10 protein-coding genes and 1 pseudogene are annotated in these 23635 nt (G+C 60.7%); 9 read left to right on the top strand and 2 right to left on the bottom strand.

Translation table 11 applies throughout. The features are described 5' to 3' along the window. Window positions 1–191: 191 nt before the first annotated feature. From J3Q04_RS01185 to J3Q04_RS01165, 5 genes and pseudogenes are all read left to right on the top strand, one after another. Window positions 192–11063: a retention module-containing protein gene (locus tag J3Q04_RS01185; protein ID WP_434608437.1), complete on the top strand. Its 10872-nt coding sequence runs from the start codon at window positions 192–194 to the stop codon at window positions 11061–11063. Between the two features lie 120 nt (window positions 11064–11183). Next, window positions 11184–11522: a hypothetical protein gene (locus J3Q04_RS01180; RefSeq protein ID WP_014335964.1), complete on the top strand. Its 339-nt coding sequence runs from the start codon at window positions 11184–11186 to the stop codon at window positions 11520–11522. 276 nt (window positions 11523–11798) lie between these two features. Then, the gene (locus tag J3Q04_RS01175; protein WP_014717988.1) at window positions 11799–12101 is read left to right on the top strand and encodes a transposase; all 303 of its coding nucleotides are present in this window, start codon (window positions 11799–11801) and stop codon (window positions 12099–12101) included. Continuing rightward, a complete protein-coding gene (locus J3Q04_RS01170; protein WP_434611567.1) occupies window positions 12098–12934 on the top strand; it encodes an IS3 family transposase in 837 nt (278 codons plus the stop codon). The genes J3Q04_RS01175 and J3Q04_RS01170 overlap by 4 nt, the downstream gene beginning before the upstream one ends. 538 nt (window positions 12935–13472) lie before the next feature. Continuing rightward, window positions 13473–13571: pseudogene (locus J3Q04_RS01165) on the top strand (nucleoid-structuring protein H-NS); the annotation flags it as partial. Between the two features lie 687 nt (window positions 13572–14258). On the opposite strand, the gene lapD reads toward J3Q04_RS01165, so the two are convergent. Beyond that, a complete protein-coding gene (lapD, locus tag J3Q04_RS01160; RefSeq protein ID WP_420767776.1) occupies window positions 14259–16205 on the bottom strand; it encodes a cyclic di-GMP receptor LapD in 1947 nt (648 codons plus the stop codon). 14 nt (window positions 16206–16219) lie between these two features. After that, window positions 16220–16840: a cysteine protease LapG gene (lapG, locus tag J3Q04_RS01155; RefSeq protein WP_434611685.1), complete on the bottom strand. Its 621-nt coding sequence runs from the start codon at window positions 16838–16840 to the stop codon at window positions 16220–16222. 271 nt (window positions 16841–17111) lie between these two features. Between lapG and J3Q04_RS01150 the strand changes: the two genes are divergently transcribed. The 4 genes from J3Q04_RS01150 to J3Q04_RS01135 all read left to right on the top strand — a co-directional run bounded on the left by J3Q04_RS01150 (window position 17112) and on the right by J3Q04_RS01135 (window position 23625). Further along, on the top strand, window positions 17112–17792 hold the full coding sequence (locus J3Q04_RS01150) for a GntR family transcriptional regulator (protein WP_434561302.1): 681 nt from the start codon (window positions 17112–17114) through the stop codon (window positions 17790–17792). 691 nt (window positions 17793–18483) lie between these two features. Beyond that, window positions 18484–19260: a DUF3050 domain-containing protein gene (locus J3Q04_RS01145; RefSeq protein WP_434608439.1), complete on the top strand. Its 777-nt coding sequence runs from the start codon at window positions 18484–18486 to the stop codon at window positions 19258–19260. Further along, window positions 19257–20189, top strand: coding sequence for a diiron oxygenase (locus J3Q04_RS01140; protein ID WP_434608441.1), 933 nt, complete (start codon window positions 19257–19259; stop codon window positions 20187–20189). Before J3Q04_RS01145 ends, J3Q04_RS01140 begins: the two co-directional genes overlap by 4 nt. A 10-nt stretch (window positions 20190–20199) precedes the next feature. After that, a complete protein-coding gene (locus tag J3Q04_RS01135; RefSeq protein ID WP_434608443.1) occupies window positions 20200–23625 on the top strand; it encodes an amino acid adenylation domain-containing protein in 3426 nt (1141 codons plus the stop codon). Window positions 23626–23635 lie beyond the last annotated feature (10 nt).

Raw genomic sequence — 23635 nt, 5'->3', positions numbered from 1 at the left:
GTTTAGGATGACCGGCAGAAGGTCAATAGTTTGGCAGCAACAAAAACCTTCCGCAGTTGCCGCCAATAAATCGTCAAATTTAAAGCGTCAAAACATTTTCCCTTAGTGAGCATGTACGTCCAGACCGCTACGGCCAACGAGGCTGTCGGGTCCATGGAAGTCTACTGAACGTGGTACCCGGAGAGTCTTCAATGAGCAGTGTTATTGCCGTCGTCAAAAGCATTGTTGGTCAGGTTTTCGCCGTATCCCCCGAGGGTATTCGGCGCGTACTCATTGAAGGCGACCGCCTTAACGTGGGCGACCAGTTGGACACCGGCCCTGCCGGTGCCGTCACATTGGAGCTGGCCGATGGCCGCTCGCTGGACCTGGGCCGGGACACCCAATGGAGCGCCAATGCTGCGGACTCCTCCACTGATCTGGAACAGGCCGCCGCCCAAGCCGCGCCCTCGGTAGACGAACTGCAACAAGCCATCGCCGCGGGCGTCGACCCGACGACCGCCCTGGAAGCCACCGCTGCCGGCCCAACCGCTGCTGGCACGGGCGGTGCGGCCGGTGGTGGCCACAGCTTCGTCGTACTGGATGCCACGGCTGGCAGCGTCGATCCGACAATCGGTTTTCCCACGGAAGGACTCGCCGCGGCTGCCGCCACCGATGACAACATCCTGGGTGGCGACACCTCCGCCGATACGACCGCCAACGCCGTGCTCAATGCGACCATGACGCTGAGCGCCACGCCGACCCTGACCGAGGCCGGCGGCGTGCTGGTCTACACCGCGACCGTCACCCAGGCGCCGCTGACCAACCTGACCGTGACCTTGTCCAACGGTGCAGTCATCGTCATTCCAGCCGGACAACTGACCGGCAGCGTCAATGTGCCGCTCGCGCCGAACGACACGGTCTATAACGACCCAAGCCAGATCAGCGTGACTGTCACCGGCACCACCGGCGGCAGCGGCATCGCCGTGACCGTACCCACCACGCCCGCCGTTACCCAGATCACCGACACCGTCGACACCACCACCGTCACCCTGAGCGCAGGCGACACCGTTACCGAAGGCGGTCAGATCACTTACACCGCCACGCTGACCAATCCGGCCCAGACGCCAGTGACCGTGACCTTGAGCAACGGCTCGGTCATTACCATTGCCGCCGGCCAGACCACCGGCACCGTCGCTGTCGATACCCCGCCGAACGATGTCTACAACAATGGCAGTACTGTCAGCGCCACCATTACTGGCGCAACTGGGGGTAACTTCGAGAACCTGGTTCCGAATACGGCGCCTGCGGTCACGACGATCACTGATTCGCTTGACACCACCACCGTGACGCTGACCGCCAACCCGACCGTGAATGAAAACGGCACGATCACTTATACCGCCACGCTGACCGGTGCCGATGGCAAGCCGGTCACTGCCCAGAATGGTCCGGTTACCGTGACCTTGGACAGTGGTAAAACCATCACCATCGCAGCCGGTGCAAGCTCGGGTGTGTTGGATGTAGCGGTTGGCAACGACGTCTACCAAGGTCCAACGACGGTTACCGAATCGATTGCCTCGGCAACCGGCGGCAACCTCGAAGCCATCGCACCGAACACCGCTCCGGTCAGCACTATCGTCAGCGACGTCAACGACACGACCACCGTGACGCTGACCGCCAACCCAACCGTGAATGAAAACGGCACGATCACCTACACCGCCACGCTGACGGGTGCCGATGGCAAGCCGGTCACTGCGCAAAATGGTCCGGTCACCGTGACCTTGGACAGCGGTAAGACCATCACCATCGCAGCCGGCGCAAGCTCGGGCGTGTTGGATGTGGCAGTGGGCAACGACGTCTACCAAGGCCCAACTACCGTCACCGAGTCGATCAAAGATGCAACCGGTGGCAACCTGGAAGCCATCGCGCCAAACACGACTCCAGTGAGCACCGTGGTCAGCGATGTCAACGACACCACTACCGTGACCTTGACCGCCAACCCGACCGTGAATGAAAACGGCACGATCACCTACACCGCCACCCTGACCGGCGCCGATGGCAAGCCGGTCACTGCGCAAAATGGTCCTGTAACGGTCACGCTCGAAAGCGGTAAGACGATCACCATCGCAGCGGGAGCAAGCTCGGGTGTGTTGGATGTGGCGGTCGGCAACGACGTCTACCAAGGTCCAACCACTGTCACCGAGTCGATCAAAGACGCATCCGGCGGCAACCTGGAAGCTATCGCACCTAACACGACGCCAGTCAGCACTGTGGTCAGCGATGTCAACGACACCACTACCGTGACGCTGACCGCTAACCCAACCGTGAATGAAAACGGCACGATCACTTACACCGCTACCCTGACCGGTGCCGATGGCAAGCCCGTTACCGCGCAAAATGGTCCTGTAACGGTCACGCTCGAAAGCGGCAAGACCATCACCATCGCAGCCGGTGCAAGCTCGGGTGTGTTGGATGTGGCGGTCGGCAACGACGTTTATCAAGGCCCTACGACGGTTACTGAATCGATTGCCTCGGCATCCGGCGGCAACCTCGAAGCCATCGCACCGAACACCACGCCAGTCAGTACTGTGGTCAGCGATGTTAACGACACGACGACCGTGACGTTGACCGCGAACCCAACCGTGAACGAAAACGGCACGATCACTTACACCGCCACCCTAACCGGTGCCGATGGCAAGCCCGTCACTGCCCAGAATGGTCCTGTAACGGTCACGCTCGAAAGCGGCAAGACGATTACCATCGCAGCCGGTGCAAGTTCGGGCGTGTTGGACGTGGCGGTCGGCAACGACGTCTACCAAGGCCCAACCACCGTCACCGAGTCGATCAAAGACGCATCCGGCGGCAACCTCGAAGCCATCGCGCCTAACACGACGCCAGTGAGCACCGTGGTCAGCGATGTCAACGACACAACCACTGTGACGCTGACGGCTAACCCGACCGTGAACGAAAACGGCACGATCACCTACACCGCCACCCTGACCGGTGCCGATGGCAAACCGGTCACTGCGCAGAACGGTCCGGTCACCGTGACCTTGGACAGCGGTAAGACCATCACCATCGCAGCGGGCGCAAGCTCGGGTGTGTTGGATGTAGCGGTCGGCAACGACGTGTACCAAGGTCCAACCACCGTCACCGAGTCGATCAAAGACGCATCCGGCGGCAACCTCGAAGCCATCGCACCGAACACCACGCCAGTCAGTACTGTGGTCAGCGATGTCAACGACACCACCACCGTGACGTTGACCGCGAACCCGACCGTGAATGAAAACGGCACGATCACTTATACCGCGACCCTGACCGGCGCCGATGGCAAGCCCGTCACTGCCCAGAATGGTCCTGTAACGGTCACGCTCGAAAGCGGTAAGACGATCACCATCGCAGCGGGCGCAAGCTCGGGTGTGTTGGATGTAGCGGTCGGCAACGACGTCTACCAAGGTCCAACCACCGTCACCGAGTCGATCAAAGACGCATCCGGCGGCAACCTGGAAGCTATCGCACCTAACACGACGCCAGTCAGCACTGTGGTCAGCGATGTCAACGACACCACCACCGTGACCTTGACTGCTAACCCAACCGTGAACGAAAACGGCACGATCACTTATACCGCCACGCTGACGGGTGCCGATGGCAAGCCGGTCACTGCGCAAAATGGTCCTGTAACGGTCACGCTCGAAAGCGGTAAGACGATCACCATCGCAGCCGGTGCAAGCTCGGGTGTGTTGGATGTGGCGGTCGGCAACGACGTCTACCAAGGTCCAACGACGGTTACTGAATCGATTGCCTCGGCATCCGGCGGCAACCTCGAAGCCATCGCACCGAACACCGCTCCGGTCAGCACTATCGTCAGCGACGTCAACGACACGACCACCGTGACGCTGACGGCTAACCCGACCGTGAACGAAAACGGCACGATTACTTATACCGCCACGCTGACGGGTGCCGATGGCAAGCCGGTCACTGCCCAGAATGGTCCTGTAACGGTCACGCTCGAAAACGGTAAGACGATCACCATCGCAGCGGGCGCAAGCTCGGGTGTGTTGGATGTAGCGGTTGGCAACGACGTCTACCAAGGTCCAACGACGGTTACCGAATCGATTGCCTCGGCATCCGGTGGCAACCTCGAAGCCATCGCACCGAACACCACGCCAGTCAGCACTGTGGTCAGCGACGTCAATGACACGACCACTGTGACGCTGACCGCTAACCCAACCGTGAACGAAAACGGCACGATCACTTACACCGCCACGCTGACGGGTGCCGATGGCAAACCCGTCACCGCGCAAAATGGTCCCGTAACGGTCACGCTCGAAAGCGGCAAGACGATTACCATCGCAGCCGGTGCAAGCTCGGGTGTGTTGGATGTGGCAGTGGGCAACGACGTCTACCAAGGCCCAACCACCGTCACCGAGTCGATCAAAGACGCATCCGGCGGCAACCTGGAAGCCATCGCGCCGAACACCACGCCAGTCAGTACTGTGGTCAGTGATGTCAACGACACCACCACCGTGACGTTGACCGCGAACCCGACCGTGAACGAAAACGGCACGATCACTTATACCGCCACGCTGACGGGTGCCGATGGCAAACCGGTCACTGCGCAAAATGGTCCGGTTACCGTGACCCTGGACAGCGGTAAGACCATCACCATCGCAGCGGGCGCAAGCTCGGGCGTGTTGGATGTGGCAGTGGTCAACGACGTCTACCAAGGCCCGACTACCGTCACCGAATCGATTGCCTCGGCATCCGGCGGCAACCTCGAAGCCATCGCACCTAACACCGCTCCGGTCAGCACTATCGTCAGCGACGTCAACGACACGACCGCTGTGACGCTGACCGCGAATCCGACCGTGAACGAAAACGGCACGATCACTTATACCGCCACGCTGACGGGTGCCGATGGCAAGCCGGTCACTGCGCAAAATGGTCCTGTAACGGTCACGCTCGAAAGCGGTAAGACGATCACCATCGCAGCCGGTGCAAGCTCGGGTGTGTTGGATGTGGCGGTCGGCAACGACGTCTACCAAGGTCCAACGACGGTTACTGAATCGATTGCCTCGGCATCCGGCGGCAACCTCGAAGCCATCGCACCGAACACCACGCCAGTCAGCACTGTGGTCAGCGATGTTAACGACACGACCACCGTGACCTTGACCGCCAACCCGACCGTGAATGAAAACGGCACGATCACTTATACCGCGACCTTGACGGGCGCCGATGGCAAGCCAGTCACTGCGCAGAACGGTCCTGTAACGGTCACGCTCGAAAGCGGTAAGACGATCACCATCGCAGCGGGCGCAAGCTCGGGTGTGTTGGATGTGGCGGTAGGCAACGACGTCTACCAAGGCCCAACTACCGTCACCGAGTCGATCAAAGATGCAACCGGTGGCAACCTCGAAGCTATCGCACCTAACACCACGCCAGTTAGCACTGTGGTCAGCGACGTCAACGACACCACCACCGTGACGCTGACGGCTAACCCGACCGTGAACGAAAACGGCACGATCACTTATACCGCGACCTTGACGGGCGCCGATGGCAAGCCCGTCACTGCGCAGAACGGTCCGGTCACCGTGACCTTGGACAGTGGTAAAACCATCACCATCGCAGCCGGTGCAAGCTCGGGTGTGTTGGATGTAGCGGTTGGCAACGACGTCTACCAAGGTCCAACGACGGTTACCGAATCGATTGCCTCGGCATCCGGCGGCAACCTCGAAGCCATCGCGCCGAACACCGCTCCGGTCAGCACCGTGGTCAGCGATGTCAACGACACCACTACCGTGACGTTGACGGCTAACCCAACCGTGAATGAAAACGGCACGATCACTTATACCGCCACGCTGACGGGCGCCGATGGCAAGCCAGTCACTGCGCAGAACGGTCCGGTCACCGTGACCTTGGACAGCGGTAAGACCATCACCATCGCAGCGGGCGCAAGCTCGGGTGTGTTGGATGTAGCGGTCGGCAACGACGTGTACCAAGGTCCAACCACCGTCACCGAGTCGATCAAAGACGCATCCGGTGGCAACCTCGAAGCTATCGCACCGAACACCACGCCAGTCAGCACTGTGGTCAGCGATGTCAACGACACCACCACCGTGACGCTGACCGCGAATCCGACCGTGAACGAAAACGGCACGATCACTTATACCGCCACGCTGACGGGTGCCGATGGCAAGCCAGTCACTGCGCAGAACGGTCCTGTAACGGTCACGCTCGAAAGCGGTAAGACGATCACCATCGCAGCGGGCGCAAGCTCGGGTGTGTTGGATGTAGCGGTTGGCAACGACGTCTACCAAGGTCCAACCACGGTCACCGAGTCGATAAAAGATGCAACCGGTGGCAACTTCGAAGCCATCGCACCGAACACCGCTCCGGTCAGCACTATCGTCAGCGACGTCAACGACACGACCGCTGTGACGCTGACCGCCAACCCAACCGTGAATGAAAACGGCACGATCACCTACACCGCCACGCTGACGGGTGCCGATGGCAAACCCGTCACTGCCCAGAACGGTCCGGTCACCGTGACGCTCGAAAGCGGCAAGACAATCACCATCGCAGTCGGTGCAAGCTCGGGCGTGTTGGATGTGGCGGTAGGCAACGACGTCTACCAAGGCCCAACCACCGTCACCGAGTCGATCAAAGACGCATCCGGCGGCAACCTGGAAGCCATCGCGCCGAACAACACGCCAGTCAGCACCGTGGTCAGCGACGTCAACGACACCACTACCGTGACCTTGACCGCCAACCCGACCGTGAATGAAAACGGCACGATCACCTACACCGCCACCCTGACCGGCGCCGATGGCAAGCCGGTCACTGCGCAAAATGGTCCTGTAACGGTCACGCTCGAAAGCGGTAAGACGATCACCATCGTAGCGGGAGCAAGCTCGGGTGTGTTGGATGTAGCGGTCGGCAACGACGTCTACCAAGGCCCAACCACCGTCACCGAGTCGATCATAGATGCAACCGGCGGCAACCTCGAAGCCATCGCGCCGAACACCACGCCAGTCAGCACAGTGGTCAGCGACGTCAACGACACGACCACCGTGACGCTGACCGCTAACCCAACCGTGAACGAAAACGGCACGATCACTTACACCGCTACCCTGACCGGTGCCGATGGCAAGCCCGTTACCGCGCAAAATGGTCCTGTAACGGTCACGCTCGAAAGCGGTAAGACAATCACCATCGCAGCCGGCGCAAGCTCTGGCGTGCTCAATGTCGCGGTCGGTAACGATGTCTATACCGGTGCGCCGTCCATTACCGAGTCGATCAAATCTGCATCCGGTGGCAATCTGGAAGCCATCGTCGTTGATAAGACTGGCGCATCGACTGCTGTAGGCGACACCGTCGACAACACCACTGTCAGCATCACCGGCAGCTCATCGGTCACCGAAGGCCAGGCGGCTACCTATACCGTCAGCCTGACGAACCCGGCGCAAACCGAGGTGACGGTGAAGATCGTCTACAGCGGCACTGCCGCCGACGGCTCGGACTTCACGGGCGTTTACACCGTGAAGATCCCGGCCAATGCCACCAGCGCCAACTTCAACGTGGCAACCCTGGACGACAAGATCACCGAAGGCACAGAAAACTTCGTGGTCAAGATCGACTCCGCCACCGGCGGTAACTTCGAGCATCTGGCGGTCAGCGGGACCAACGGCAGTGTCAGCACCTCGATCATCGACAACGATGCGGCGCCGGTGCTCGACCTGGATGCCAACAACTCCAGTGGCAAGACCGGTGCCGATTACCAGGTGACCTTCACCGAAGGCACCACCGGCCCAGGCGTGTCGATTGGCGATACCGACCTGAAGATCACCGACCCGGACAGCACCATGCTGAGCGGCGCCACCATTGTGCTGACCAACCGTCAGCCTGGCGATCATCTGAACCTGGGCAATAGCGTCAACGGCATCAGCATCAACGCCAACAGCACCGACGGCAAGGTCGTCCTGACGCTGACGGGCAATGCGACGCTGGCCGATTATATGCAGCAGATCAAGAACATCAGCTTCATCAACAACAGCGAAGACCCGAGCAGCGTACCGCGCGTCATCACCGTGACGGTGACCGACGGCGCAAGCTACTCCAACACCGCCACTACCACGGTAAACGTGGTCGGCGTCAACGATGCACCGGTGGCCGCCGGTGGCTCCGTGACCGGTACCGAGGACACTTCGCTGGTCCTCGGCTGGTCGACCTTCGGCGTCAGCGACGTGGACAGCTCCGCCGCCAGCCAGGGCGTGAAAATCACCGGGTTGCCAGGCGATGGCAAGTTGCAGTACCTGGATGGCGCGACCTGGAAGAACGTTGCCAACAACCAGACCTTCACCAAGGCCGACATCGACGCCGGCAAGTTGCGCTTCACCCCGGATGCCAACGAATCCGGTGCCAATGGTTATGGCGGCAGCGGCGTGGGCAACAAGCAGGCTGACTACGCGCAGATCAAATTCCAGCCAACCGACGGCCAGGCCCTGGGCAACACCGGCACCGTGAAGATCGACATCACGCCAACCGCCGACGCGCCGACCCTCAACGTAGCCGGCAACAACGTGACCTCCACCGGCCTGATCAAGGAAGTCTGGACCGGGCTGTCGGGCCTGGGCACCGATGGCAACGGCGCGCCGTCGGGCACGCTCAAGTCAGTGATCGATGCCGCCGGCACGCCGAACAGCAGCACCAACGTGAGCAACGTGCAGAACGACGGCAACGTCAATCCGGGCACCGCGTCGAAGACCTCGGGGCTGATTTTCCTGGAAGCCGGCAAGATTTATACCTTCAGCGGCACCGGCGATGACAGCCTGCTGGTGACCATTGGTGGCAAGGACGTGGCGGGCATTACCTGGGGCGCCGGTGGCAAGCTCAATGGTTCGTTCACCCCGACCACCAGCGGCTACTACACCCTGGACATCTACCACCACAACCAGACCGGCCCGGGCAGCTATGACGTGAACCTGTCGGTCAACGGCAGCACGCCCGTGGACCTGAGCAGCGCCGGCATACCGCTCTATACCGGCGTCGCCGACCTGACGAACGCTGGCGTGTCCGTTTCCGACCTGCACGGCACCAATGGCGAAGGCTACTACGACGGCTTCAAGCTCAACGAAGGCGCCGAAGGCGGCAGCGTGAACCTGTCGAAGATCACCACCGCCCTGACCGACACCGACGGTTCCGAAAGCTTGAGCGTGAAGATCGGCGGCATGCCTGAAGGCAGCGTCCTGAGTGACGGCGCGGGTCACACCGCAACCGTGGGAGCCAACGGCGAAGCCTCGGTTACCGGCTGGAACCTGGGCAGCCTCAACCTGACGCCGCCGACCTATTTCAACGGCCAGATCAACCTGACAGTGACGTCGACCTCCACCGAAACCCTCGGCGGGTCGGCGACGACCACGGCACAGATCCCGGTAACGGTGCATCCGGCGGTCTACAACGCTGCGACAGCCACTTCCGGCAGTGACAACGTCACCGGCACCGACGGCAACGACATCGTGGTCGCCGACATCGGCGGCCTGACCGTGGTGCCGGGCGTCAACTACAACATCGCGTTCATGGTCGACAGCTCCGGCAGCATGAGCTCGTCTTCCGTTACCGCCGCGAAGAACTCGCTGACCCAGGTGTTCAACACGCTCAAGCAGAGCATGGGCAGCAACTCCGGGACGGTGAATATTTTCCTGGCGGACTTCGATAATCAGGTCAACAAAAACGTTGCGGTCAACCTCAACGACCCGAACGCGCTGACACTGCTCAAGAGCGTACTCGACTCGATGGTGTCCGGCGGCAATACCAACTATGAAGATGTGTTCAAGACCACCGCAAACTTCTTCAACAGCACCCAAGCCCTGAGTAATACCGGTGCGAAGAACCTGACGTACTTCATCACCGACGGTGAGCCAACGCGCTACCAGTCCGGCGAAGAGACGAACCCAGTGTTGTACGGCACCGTCAAGCTCGACGACGTCCTGAGCGCGGCCAACTACACCGTTGGCAAGTACTACACCCAGACGATCGACAGCACACACAAATTCATCATCGACGAAAATGGGGACATGTTCCTGTCGATCAAGAACGGCAAGAATTGGAATGAAGACTACGTCGGCACGGTGCATGCCGAGGGCAACGGCACGTTCGAGTTCTCCAAACTGGACGGCGGCTGGTGGGGCGACGCCTCGGCAGCAGTCAGCTCAACGGCCAGCTTCACCCTGCTCAAAGGCTTGAGCAACGTTGAAGCCATCGGCCTGAACAACAGCGTGACGCTGAACGACCTCAAGCCCTACGACTCGGACGGCAAGCCGCAAACCAACATCGACCCCAAGGACCTGGCCAACTCGATCATCGGCCACACCGAAGCGACGATGCCGGGAGCCGATACGGTCAACGGCGCGGACGGCAACGACATCCTGTTCGGCGACCTGGTGAGCTTCAACGGCATCGCCGGCGAGGGTTACCAGGCCATCCAGTCGTTTGTCGCCCAACAAAGCGGCTTGGACGTCAGCAAGGTCACCACCAGCAACGTGCACCAGTACATCACCGAACACTACACCGCGTTCGATGTGTCCGGCGCACATGACGGCAACGACACCCTGCTGGGCGGTGCCGGCAACGACATCATCTTCGGTCAGGGCGGCAAGGACTTGCTGGACGGAGGTAAGGGCAATGACATCCTGCTCGGCGGCAGCGGTGCCGATACCCTGATTGGCGGCACGGGCAACGACACCCTGATCGGTGGTCTGGGCGGCGACACGTTTGTCTGGAAAGCCGGCGACACCGGCAATGACGTGATCAAGGACTTCAAGGCCGGCGACGGTGACCGGATCGACCTGCGGGACCTGTTGCAGGGCGAAACCGGCAGCACCATCGACCACTTCCTGAAAATCAGCACGGTCGATGGCGTGTCCTCCTTGCAAGTCAGCACCACCGGCCAGTTCAACGCGGCCAACGGTGCGGCGGCGACGCCAGACGTGACGATCAAGCTGGAAGGCAACAACTGGTCGAACATCAACCTGAACTCGCTGATCGCCGGCAGTGATCCGACCATCAAGATCGATCACAACAACAGCTGAGGCTGACACACATCCTGTGGAGAGGGAGCTGGCTCCCTCGCCATGGGATAAGTGTTCATACTCCCCCCAGTTGGCCTATGCTGCCCAGCATGACGCCGCTTCATACATGAGGGATGCCCGATGTTTTATGTGCAACGCGATGCACAAGGCCTGCTGGTGCGCGTGGAAGCCACCGCTTACGCCGAGGCCACCGAGACCTTGCCGGCCGACAACCATGAGATCCAGGACTGGTTCGCCAACCAGGCGGTAGAAAACAGCCTCAAGCAACTCAAACAGAGCGACCTGGAGATGATCCGGGTACTCGATGACTTGATCCAGGTGCTGACCAGCAAAGGCGTCATCCGCGTCACCGACCTGCCACCAGCTGCCCAGGCCAAGCTGATGGACCGCAACCAGGCCCGTGAAGCGCTGGGTGGGTTGAGTCGGTTGATCGATGACGATGAGAAGGGGTTGATCTAGCCTGCCGCCAAGGCTGGCGCCATTGCCTGCAGCACACCGAACCTGTGGCGAGGGCGCTTGCTCCCGCTGGCCTGCGAAGCATGCCCCAGCCCGTCTATATGCGAAACCGTGTTGGCAGGTTTTACGACTGCTGCGCAGCCGAGCGGGAGCAAGCTCCCTCGCCACGAATTTTTTGGTGTCTGGGCTGACGCTATCGCGAGCAGGCTGAACTGGCCTAATGATTTTGGACACTTCAATCGGGCGCTATGATAGCGCCCAAATCTGAGGTGTTTGGATATGCGTAAATCTTATTCGAGTGAGTTCAAGCTCAAGGCTGCCAGCATGGTGCTGGATGAAGGCCAGCCGGTTACCGAGGTCTGTGCCAGCCTAGATATCGGCCCCACTGCTCTGCGCCGCTGGGTCGATCAAGTGCAAAAAGAACGCCTGGGTTCGACCCCGGTAGGGGCCAAGGCGATTACTGCTGATCAGCGAGAAATCCAGAGGCTCAAAGCCCTACTCAGGGAGAAAGACCTGGACATTGAAATCCTAAAAAAGGCCAGTGCTCTCCTGCTTTTGGACGCCAAAGATCATTCACGCTGATCGATGAGCTGGACGAGCAATACGGCGTTAAAAGGTGTTGCCGGGCGTTTGGGATCAACCGCAGTAGTTTCTACGCCTGGCGCCAGCGCCAAGGCAGAGCAAATCCTGAACGGGACAAGCTCAAAGCCGCGCTGGTCAGGCACCACAGGGCGTCCAGAGAGTCGGCCGGCGCACGTACTTTGTCCAAGGAGCTAAAAGCCAAAGGGCATCGTATCGGACGTTATATGGCTCGCAGTTTGATGCGCGAAGCTGGCATCGCTAGTCGTCAGCGCAGGCGCCATAAGTACAAGTCGCCGGGCGTTGAGGCATTGGTGGCGCCGCACGTGCTCAAGCGAAAATTTGATGTAACGGCGGTTAACCAGGTGTGGTGTGGCGACGTGACTTACATCAAGGTCGGCAAGCGGTGGATGTACTTCGCCGCCGTTCTGGATCTGTACGCTCGGAGGATCGTGGGTTGGTCGTTCTCGATGATTTCTGATGCCAACCTGACCTGCGAAGCGCTACGCATGGCGGTTGAGCTACGCGGCCACCCCCAGGATGTGTTGTTTCATTCAGACCAAGGTTGTCAGTACACCAGTCATAAATTCCGAAACGAGCTTGTGAAACACGGGTTTAGGCAAAGTATGAGCCGTAAAGGCGAGTGCTGGGACAACGCCCCCATGGAGCGTTTCTTTGGTAGTTTGAAATCAGAGTGGGTTCCTGAAACGGGCTACAAACTGGAACATGAGGCCCGGGCAGACGTGCAGCGCTATGTCTCGCGCTACAACATCAGCAGGCCTCACAGCTACAACGACTACCGGTCGCCGGTCGCGAAGGAAAGGTTGGCGGCGTGAACCTTAATCGGTGTCCAAGATTACTTGACCAGTTCAGGCTCGCTCCCACGGTAGATCAGTGTTGACCCTTTATATTCCGGCTCGACACAGATCCAGTGTGGGAGCGAGCCTGCTCGCGATAGCGGTCTTCGGTTTATTACGAGGCTGTCAGGCTGGCTCTTGCACTTCAGCCGATCCATCGCCCGCTCCTCCGGCGCGACCCACAACCGCCATAAAGCGCTTGCGCGTCGTCTTTTAACCGGCTTGCCGCCAGTGTCACCGTTTTTTCGATGACAAACTCAGACTAGCCACGAGACAGCCGCCGGACAAATTCACCGAGTTCGCTTCAACTCGAAGGAAATCTCCTAGGACGTTAATTGAGGGGGCATATCCGTTGCTGCGGTAACGGCTGCTGGCGGTTCCGCTCTTACAGCGGGTTACTTTTTTCAGACGCCAAAAAAGTAACCAAAAACGCTCCGCCCCACCACTCGGCACCTCGCCTAGGCTCGGTGTGCCCTCACTCCGGCATTGCTCCGTGGGCCGCCGCGAAGGGCCATCCATGGCCCAGCGCGGCTACCTCGGCATCCATGCCGAGGTACCCACTGCGCAAGGCCTGCGTTCGGCCATCGTGGTTAACGGGGCCTTCCAGATCAAGATCAAGATCAAGATCAAGATCAAGATCAAGATCCAAAGCAGGAGCAGGAGCAGGAGCAGGAGCAGGAGCAGGAGCAGGAGCAGGAGCAGGAGCATCTCGGCACTTATTTAGATGAACCACCGCTATCGCGATCAGGCTCGTTCCCACATGGGTTTGCAGGTGTTCACAACCTTGCACACAACCCAAAAACCTGCGGGAGCGAGCTTGCTCGCGATGACGCCAGCACATTCAACATCAGCGGAAACTGACCCTCCGCCTTCGCGAGCAGGCTCGCTCCCACAATTGGAGTACGACCAGGAGACCCAGGTCGGCCATACCGCCGCCTCGCTTTCGCTTTGCTTTGCTTTGCTTTGCTTTGCTTTGCTTTGCTTTTGCTTTTGATCTGCCAGGCCCCGTTAACCACGATGGCCGAACGCAGGCATTGCGTAGTGGGTATCCCGGCATGGATGCCGGGATAGCCGCGTTGGGCCATGGATGGCCCTTCGCGGCGGGCCCACGGAGCAATGCCGGAGTGAGGGCATGCCGAGCCTAGGCGAGGCACCGAGTGGTGGGGCCAAGCCTTTTTTGCTTACTTTTTTTGGCGTCTGAAAAAAAGTAAGCCGCCGTAAGGGCGGAACCCTAAGTAGCCGTTACCGAAGAAATGGATATGTACGCATTCACAAGGGCATATCCCGCCTCACCAAGCAATCCTCACCCCCAACGCTTAGGCTCACCCACCAACTGCCCCTGCACCCCAAACAACCCCATCTCACGAATCACCGCCAACTCCCCTTCCGTCTCCACCCGCTCAGCAATCAACGGCAGGTCGATACTGTGAGCAGCACGCTGGATGGCCTCGATGAACAAACGCTTGTCACTTTCCTGGTCGATCGCACGAATGTAGCTACCGTCAATCTTCAGATAGGCCAACCCCAGCCGCGACAGGTTGCCAATCATGCTGAACCGCCCACCAAAGCGCTGCAGGCTCAAGGAAAAACCAAGCTCGCGCAACTGCCGGGTCAACTGCTCCAACACCGCTTGCTCGGGCAGTTGCTCTTCACCAATCTCCAAGGTCAGGCGCGGCCCGAGGTTGGAGTGAGCCCGCAGGATTTCAAAGACCTTGTTCAACGCCTGAGGATCGGCCAGGGTCGCGGAGGACAGGTTGAGCGCCAGGGATTGTTCGTGCCCGGCCATCTGCTTGAGCACCTGTTCGAGCATCAAGCGGTCCAGGCGCGCGGTCCAGCCGAAGCGCTCCAGCCAAGGCAGGAAGCGTCCGGCGGGGATGGTCTGGCCTTGGTCGTCAAGCAGCCGCGACAGCACTTTGTAGTGCAGCACGACCTGGGTGTCCTGGGCCGCCACCACCGGCTGGAAGTACAGTTCGAAGCGTTGATTGCCCAGGGCCTGATCGAGCAGTTGGTGCCAGGCGTGGTGATCATCGCCCACGCTGGCGGACGCGCTATGCTCCAGGCAGGCCCAGCCGGGTTCGCCCTGGCTTTCGGCCTGGGCCAGTGCCTGGTCGCCAAGCTGGAGCACTGCCTGCGGCGAGTCGCCATGAACGAACGGAGCGAGCCCGATGGACGCCACCGATGCCACGTCGGTCGCGCCGGTGGCGTGCAAACTCGCCAACGCGCCTTCCAGATTCTGCGCCAGCTGCAGCGCCTCCTCGCGCACCAGCCCGGGTGCCAGCACCGCGAACTCCCCACCGCGAATCCGCGTCACCAGGTTATGGGTTTCCGGGTAGCGAGCGCACTCACGCGACAACTGCTCGCCCACGGCTTTGAGCAACTGATCGGTGCGCTGCCCGCCCAGCCGCTGGTTCAGACCGGCGAGGTCCTTGACCCGCAACAACAACAGATAACCGGAGCTGGCCTGTTCCGGGTTGCTCACCCGCGCATGCAACTGCATCTCGAAATACCGTCGATTGGCCAGCCCCGTGAGGTTGTCCTGATAGGACTCCACCCGCAGTTTTTCACTGCGCTCGGCCTGTTCCTGGAACAGCGCCTTGAGCTTCTCGACCATCTGGTTCATCGCCTGGACCACACGCCGCAATTCAGGTGTGCGCGGCAGCTCCGGCAGGCTCAAAAACTCACGTCGGGCGATGGCGTGGGACTGGTGAACCATGTAGTCCAGCGGCTTGAGCTGGCGACGCAGCAGCAAGGCTCCCAGCACCGCGCTCACGGCGCCGCACAGCAACAACCAGCCCAGACTGCCCAGCGCGCTCTGCCACAGCTTGGCGAGGGCGAACATCGGGTGGCTGACCACTTCGACCCGCGCCGCCTGTTCCCAACCGCGGCTGACAATCGCATCGCCGCCGGCCGGCTCAAGGCCGATGAGCTTGATAAACCACTGCGGTACATTGCCGGCATCCGGGGTGCCGGTGCGCTCGGCCAGGGTCTTGTCGTTTGTCACGTCGACCACGCGGATGCTGGCGTAGTAGCCGCTGTCGAAGATCGAACTGACCATCAGCTCGACCATCGCCGGGTCGTCGATGTTCGGCGTCAACGACAGCGCCAGCGCCGTGGCCGCGTCCTGGGCATGGGAACGCAGCTGATTGACGTACTGGGTCCGCGAACTCTCCAGGCTGACCATGAAGCTGCCGCTGAAGGCAACCACCAGGAACAGACAGATAGCGATCAACAGCTGTTTGAACAAAGACATCTGAGCGCGTGCTCCTAGTTAGTCGTCTCGACCGGGAAACCTTCGGCCTGCATTTTCTTCAACACATCCTGCCACCGGGACAGGCGCTTGGTGTCGCCCACTTTCTTGTTGCCCTTGCCTGACAGCCACAGCCCTTCGGCATTGAAAGAGTAGACCGGCAGCAAGTCGGTTCGCTGGCTGGCCGGCTGGATGCCGTCGATCAGGCTATCGAGTACCAGCGGCATGGCATCGGGGGTGGCGTAATACGTCAGCACCATGTGCGCGCGGTTCTGCCGCAACGCCTTGACGTAGGTGATGCGCAGCTTGTCACTGGAAACCCCTAGATGGCGCAGGCTGAAATACTTGGCGATGGCGTAGTCCTCGCAATCGCCCGCGCCCTTCCACAGGGCCTGGATCGGGGTTTCCCAATAATCGGTCTCATGCCACAAATCGAGGTCTTCCACGTAGCGCACCTGTTTGTTGAAGAACAGGTTCACCACCTTGAGCTGTGCAAGCTCAGGAATCTGCTTCTGGGTTGCCAGCAACTGCTGCCACGCGTCGATCCGCTGCTGCCCGTCGCCCAGCGGTCCATATAACGCTTGCGCCCGCCGGCTTATCTGCGCAAAGTCCCAGTCGGCTCGCAGGCCGCCCAGCATCAGGCCTGCCAGCAAAAATGCCGAACACAGCCAGCGCAAGGACCTGAGGACCGGGGAAGGTGCAGCCAAGGGAAATACGTCCGAAAAGGGCCGTTGGAAAAATTCGTTGGATGGTGCAGCCTGGACCGGCAAAAAACAATGGCAGGTTGCAATCACCGCAAGCAGTCTAAACTTTAGTTCAGGAACCGAGGCCGCGAGATTTTGACGGCTTGGCATTCTGTAACTAATGTTGCCTTGGATCCAATCATTGTGACTACAGTCAGGTGTTGTCGTGACACAGAAGCCCAAACCACTCAGCACTATTCAGGTCAACGGGCCCATCCCCGCTGCCCAGGCCCGCGCAATCATTGAAAGCGCTTTGCGCGAAGCCATTCTCGACGGGCGACTGCCAAGCGGCACAGCGTTGCGCCAGCAGGAATTGGCAGACCTGTTCGGTGTCAGCCGCATGCCGGTACGCGAAGCGTTGCGCCAGCTCGAAGCGCAGTCATTGCTCAACGTGGTCCAGCACAAGGGCGCGGTGGTAGCCCCGCTGATTACCAGCAATGCAGTCGAAACCTACGCTTTGCGGTCGGTCCTCGAAGCCTTCGCCCTGCGCTTGTCCATTCCCCTGCTAGACGACAATGACCTGGCCATGGCGGCCGAATACATCGAGCAATTGGAAGGCCAAGTTGATTATGCACAGATCGCCAAGCTCAACCGTCTATTCCACATGTCGCTTTACCATAAGGCGCCCAACGCCAAGCTGTTGGACCTGATCGAACATGAGCTCAATGAAGAAGAACGTTTCCTGCGCTTTCACCTTTCGACCATGGGTTTGGGTGAGCTCACCCAGTGTGACCATCGCGCGATACTTGCCGCGGCGGTAGCCAAAGACATCGACCAAGCGGTTCATCTGCTTGAAGAGCACCTCGAGAAAGCCTCGGCCACCATGCGCCTGTACTTGAAGCAATAGCCGAACCGCAGCCCCAGCGCCGGCCGCCTGGCCGGCGTAGCACTTTCTTACACATCCTTCCTACACCCGAGATTGCCAGCAGGGCACGGCTTGACCGTGGCCGCGATGCGTCGCTGCATCAGTTCAATGGAACTGCCGTCGATTTGGGCTCACTCTTGCGTTTATCGGTTCGAAAAAAGACCTGAAGAGTCAGCGTCCGGCAATAGCCAGGCGAATCGAAGCCATCACGCAAGGAGCGCCGCCCAACTGGCGGGGATGACCTGGAGGTCCGACCGGGTTCCCGCCCATAAAACATCAACTTCTTACTTACCTTGATCCCTGAAGTGCTCCGAGTGAGGCATTCACTCGAACCATCCGATTCTGATCGCTATAAATCGGAAGGAGCAACTTCGCGCCAATAAAACTTATAAACAAAGTTTTAACCACCCTCTTCGCGCCCAATAAAAACGCCGCTTTAAATATAAAAAAAATAACTTGCGAAGCGTTTGAAACTTGTACTAATTTTTTACTCGTCGAGTTGCTATCGACGCCCACAGACACCATGGCATGCGCCTGTAGCAAGCCGCACAGCCACAAGCAGGCATCAGTTAAAAGTTCCAAATGAACATGGATTCCGGTTCGCGCACTCGCTCGCCCCGACAAAAACAGGCGAGCAACTTTCCGGACAAACAATATTGATGAGGACGTTCCAATGCAGCCAACCAAAGAACAACTATCTCTGAAAAAACACGAACTTGGTGAACACCCGGTTTTTTCCGAAATAACATCAATCGACCTGTTGCGCCGTTTTATGGAAAGCCACGTTTTCGCCGTGTGGGACTTCATGTCCCTGACCAAGCGGCTGCAAAGGGAACTGACCTGCATCCAACTGCCGTGGCTGCCACCCGCCGACCCCCATGCCGCGCGTCTGATCAACGAAATCGTCCTGGGAGAAGAATCCGACGACCGTCCCGGTGCCGGTTATTGCAGCCATTTCGAACTGTATCTGGACGCCATGCGCGAGGTAGGCGCGGACACCCAGGCGATTGAACAATTCATCGCCCTGCAGCAAGAAGGCGTCAGCCCCGAAACCGCGCTGGACAGCGTCGAGGTAGAACCGGCCGCCGCGCGCTTCGTGCGCCAGACCCTGCACACCGCCCTGCACGCCCCGGCCCACAGCGTGGCCGCCGCGTTCGTGCATGGGCGCGAAAGCGTCATCCCGCAGATGTTCCAGCGGATGCTGGACGCCTGGGGTATCGGCCTGGATCAGGCACCGACGTTTCGTTATTACCTGCAACGCCATATCGAGGTGGACTCCGAAGACCACGGCCCGGCGGCGGAAAAATTGCTGGCGCGGCTGATCGATGGCGACCCGCAGCGCGAGCGCGAGGTCCTCGCCGCTGCCCTCGCTGCCGTCCACAGCCGCACAGCCTTGTGGGATGGCCTGCGCCTGAGCATGACCCAGCCGGTTGCGCAGGTGACGCCATGAACGCCATTCAATACCAATCATTCGCCGACGCCTGGGAAAGCCGGGCGACGATCCGTACCCGGCCACGGCGCCGGGTCGAGGATGACGACAAGCTGATCTTTCCCATGAGCCGCCAACCCATGGTGCACAGCCAGACCTTCCTGACCCATTGCCCGCAATTGCGTGATTTTGTCCTGGTGCAGAGTCTCTACAAGTTCATCAACGACGTGGTGATTTTCGAGACCGAGCTGGTGGATCACACCGCCCGGCGCATCGCCAAGAACCGCTTTGGCATCGAGTTTCCGTTCGCCTGTCGCTATGACGCGATGACCGTGGTGGTGGACGAGGACTACCACGCGCTGGTGGCGATGGACTTCATGCAGCAAACCATCGACATGACCGGCATCGCACCGATCCCGTTGCCCCAGCAGATCGAGCTCAGCCGTGCCATTCCGGCCACGCTGGCGCGAACACCGGAGCATCTGCTCAGCGCCGTGGAGTTGGTCTGCATCGCCATCGCCGAAAACACCGTGACCAACGAAGTGGCAGCCTTTGCCCGGGACGACTCGGTCAAGGCCTCGATCAAGGGGCTCATGGCCGATCACCTGCAGGATGAGGGACGCCACTCCGGTTTCTGGACGCGGCTGGTACAGATTTACTGGCGCGCCGCGCCCGAAGAGGACCGCGAGATGATTGCGCGGCTGATGCCCGGTTTCATCGCCGATTACCTGGCGAGCGACCTGCAGCAGGCGTTCGATTTCGAGCTGATCAACCACTTGCCGATCGACGAATCGGCACGCCAGTCGCTGCGCGAAGACGCCCGGGCGCTGGCTTATCCCATCAACCGTTTTCACCCGTTGGTGGGCAACATCACGCGGTTCTTCCGCGGCAGCTCGATGCTGGCGTCAGCCTGCGTGCGCGATGCCCTGGCCGACTACCTGACCCCATGAGGACCTTCCGATGAGACGCCTCGAAATCGCAATGTCTGGCCACAGCCAGGCCCTGGCCGAACTGGCCCGGGAACTTGAACGACACGGCCACGCCGTCGTGGGTCCACAATCACCGGCCGGCGACCGCGCGATCGACCTGTTGATCGACGATGGTACGGCGCCAGGGACCATCGAGGCTGGTGTTGAGCTCCGGCTGCGCGTGGCATTCCAGGAAGCGCCCGGCCAGGCATTGCCGCGGCCGGTGGTGTTTTTCCGTGACGCAGCGCAGCGACTGCTGGTCCACGAAGTGATCACCACGCCGAGCGACGGCAACGGCCAGTCGCTGCGCCAGCAGGCAATAACGGCAATCGTCGAGCACGGCGCACGGCTGGTCAGTCATCTGTCACGCGATGAGCACGGTTTCGATCAGTGGCCGACGGCCCCGCACGAGCCCATCGACCAACCCGAGCACGGGCTCGATGCGTTGGAGCCGCTGGCCTTCAAACACTGCCTTAACCGGCCCGCCGTACCTTGGCTGCTGGCGGCTGCAAAAATGCCTGTCATGCACAGCATCGAGCAGCGCATGCTCGACGACGCATCGCAGCCTGCCCTGTGGGTCGAGGGTCAGCTCATCGACTACAGGACCTTGCGCAATTGGGTGTTGCGGTTGCAGGAGGCCATAACGGCAAGCCTGGGAAGAGCAACCGATCATCCACGGGTGATCGCCGTGTGCCTGCCCAAATCCGCGCAGCTGTATGCTGCAATTCTTGCGGTGCTGGGGTGCGGGGCGGTGTACCTGCCGCTGGACCCGCAACACCCGGCGCAACGCCGGCGGTTCATCCTCGACAACGCCAAGGCCGATCTCTTGTTGCACGATGGCGACAGCGACCTGGGCGATAGCCCGACGCCGATGCTGAATGTCCATCGGCTATCTTCGTCCAAGCCTGGCTTCCCGGCCTCGACGATTCGCCGCGTGGTGAATGCCGACGAACCAGCCGTGGCGATCTACACCTCCGGCACCACCGGCCAGCCCAAGGGGGTCCTGCTCAGCCACCGCAACCTCAGCCATTTCTGCGCCTGGTACGCAGATCATGTCGAGCTGCGGCGCGACAGCCGAGCGTTGCAGTTTTCCACCATCAACTTCGACGCATCGTTGCTGGACATCTTGCCGACCTTCATCCAAGGCGGAGTGCTGGTGGTGCCCAGCGAGGATCAGCGCCGCGACCCGCAGCGACTGGAGTCGTTGATGCGTGAACAGCGCGTCAGCCATGCCTTCCTGCCGCCCGCGCTGTTGAGCGTCATGCCGCTGGAGGCGTCATTGGGGCTGGTGCACCTGATCACTGGCGGGGACGTCTGCGAGCCGTACGTGATCGAGCGACTGGCGCCGCAGTGCCGGTTTCACAATATCTACGGCCCGACGGAAACCACGGTATTGGCCACCACGCGGCAATTCGCCGTGGGCGATAACAACCGCAACCTCGGTATACCCATCGGCAATGCCCGCGTGCTCATCCTCGACGAACATTTGCAACCGGTGCCCCAGGGCACACCCGGCGAGCTGTACATCGCAGGGCCTGGAGTCGGCCTGGGGTACCTGAACGATCCAGTGCTGACCAGCAGCCGTTATCTCGACCTGACGCTGCCCAACGAGCAAGCGCTGCGGGTCTATCGCACGGGGGATATCGGCCAGTGGACCGACGACGGGATCGAGCTGTGCGGCCGCCGCGACAACCAGGTCAAGATCCGCGGCTTTCGGGTCGAGCCCGAGGAGATCGAGCATTGCCTGCGCGACAGCCAAGTGTTTCGCCAGGTGGCGGTGGGGGTCGACGAGCGCCGGCGGATCCTGGCGTTCCTGGCGAACCCCGTGGACGATCGACCCGGCGCGGCCCTCAACGCCTTGCGCCAGCATGTGCAGGATTCGCTGCCGAGCTACATGCACCCGGCGGCCTATGTAGAGCTGCCCAGCCTGCCTTACACCAGCAACGGCAAGGTCGATCGCCGGGCATTGCTGGCGTCGGCGGGATCGGTCCAGGCAGGAGCTCAAGGGCGCCAGCCACAAAATGCATTGCAAACCCAGCTCCGACAGCTATGGGCCGAGCTGCTGCAGTTGCCAGCCGAGGACATCGCCACCGACGAGAGTTTTTTCAACCTTGGCGGGCATTCGATCCTGCTTTCGCAGCTGCTGTTGAGTCTCAGGCAGACGTTCGGTCGCAGCCTGTCGATCAACCGCTTCATTGAAGCACCGACGCTGATCACCTTGGCGAAGTTGCTCGATGCCCCCGACCAGAGCGATGCACCCTCGCTGAGCCCCCAGGCTTTCATCGACGCCGAAGCCGAACTCAACCTCGCTCCACTGCCCATCAGCCAGAGCGGTGATGTGCATAAAGTGGTCGTGACCGGCGCCAACAGTTTTCTCGGCGTGCATATCGTCGAAGCGTTGCTGGCGTGGGGGGCCACGGAAGTGGCGTGCCTGGTGCGTGAATCCGGCGGGCAAAGCGCGGCCCAGCGGTTCGCCCAGGCCCTGCGGGAAAATCGCCTGGAGCATCTGGACCTGAGCCGTGTCAGCGTCTACGCCGCCGACATCACCCAGCCACAACTGGGCTTGCCGGACGACACCTACCAGCGGATCGACAGCACGTTCGGCGCGTTGGTGCACAACGCCGCCCATGTCAATCACGTGCTCGACTACGAGTCCCTGGCGCGGGACAACGTCGAGCCCATCTTCGAATGCCTGCGGCTGTGCGAAGGGCGCAGCAAGAAAATCTTCAACTTCGTCTCGACGCTGTCGGCCTCCAGCACCCTGGACGCTAATGGGCAGGTGCTGGAGCAGCCAGCAGCAAGGACACCGCCGATCTACATCAAGAATGGCTACAACCTGTCCAAATGGGTCGGCGAGCGGATTCTGCAACGGGCCCGGGACCTTGGCGTCCGGGTCAATCTGTTCCGTCCCGGCAACATCAGCTTCAACAGCCAGACCGGGGTCTGCCAGCCCCACAAGAACCGCTTGATGCTGATGCTCAAGGGATCGATCCAGCTCGGCCAGGTGCCGGATCTGTCGCTCAATTTCGACCTGATGCCGGTGGACTTCCTGGCCCGTTTCATCGCCTTCCACGCCAGCCGTTACCAACCCAACCAGGCCGTGTTCAACCTGCACAACCCCGAACCCTTGAGCTGGGACGCCTATGTGGCGTCGTTCCGCGACAGTGGCCGGGAATTCGCGCTGGTCAGTGTCGCGGACTGGCAACAGCAGCTGGCGCGGGTCGATACCGACAACGCGCTGTTCGGCGTGCTGGGTTTCTACCTCAACGGCTTCGAAGAGGACATCGGCGACATCTCCCTGATCCGCCATGACAACGCCCGGTCCGGCGTGAGGCAGATGGGCACCCGTTACCCGGAAAAGTCCCCGGCCCTGCTGCGCCGCGGTGCTGATTACCTCAAGGCCATCGATTTCATCTGAAGCAACCCAA

It is taken from the genome of Pseudomonas sp. D4-21, from assembly GCF_051132125.1.
Lineage (GTDB): Bacteria > Pseudomonadota > Gammaproteobacteria > Pseudomonadales > Pseudomonadaceae > Aquipseudomonas.
This window is presented reverse-complemented; position numbering and strand designations above follow the sequence as displayed.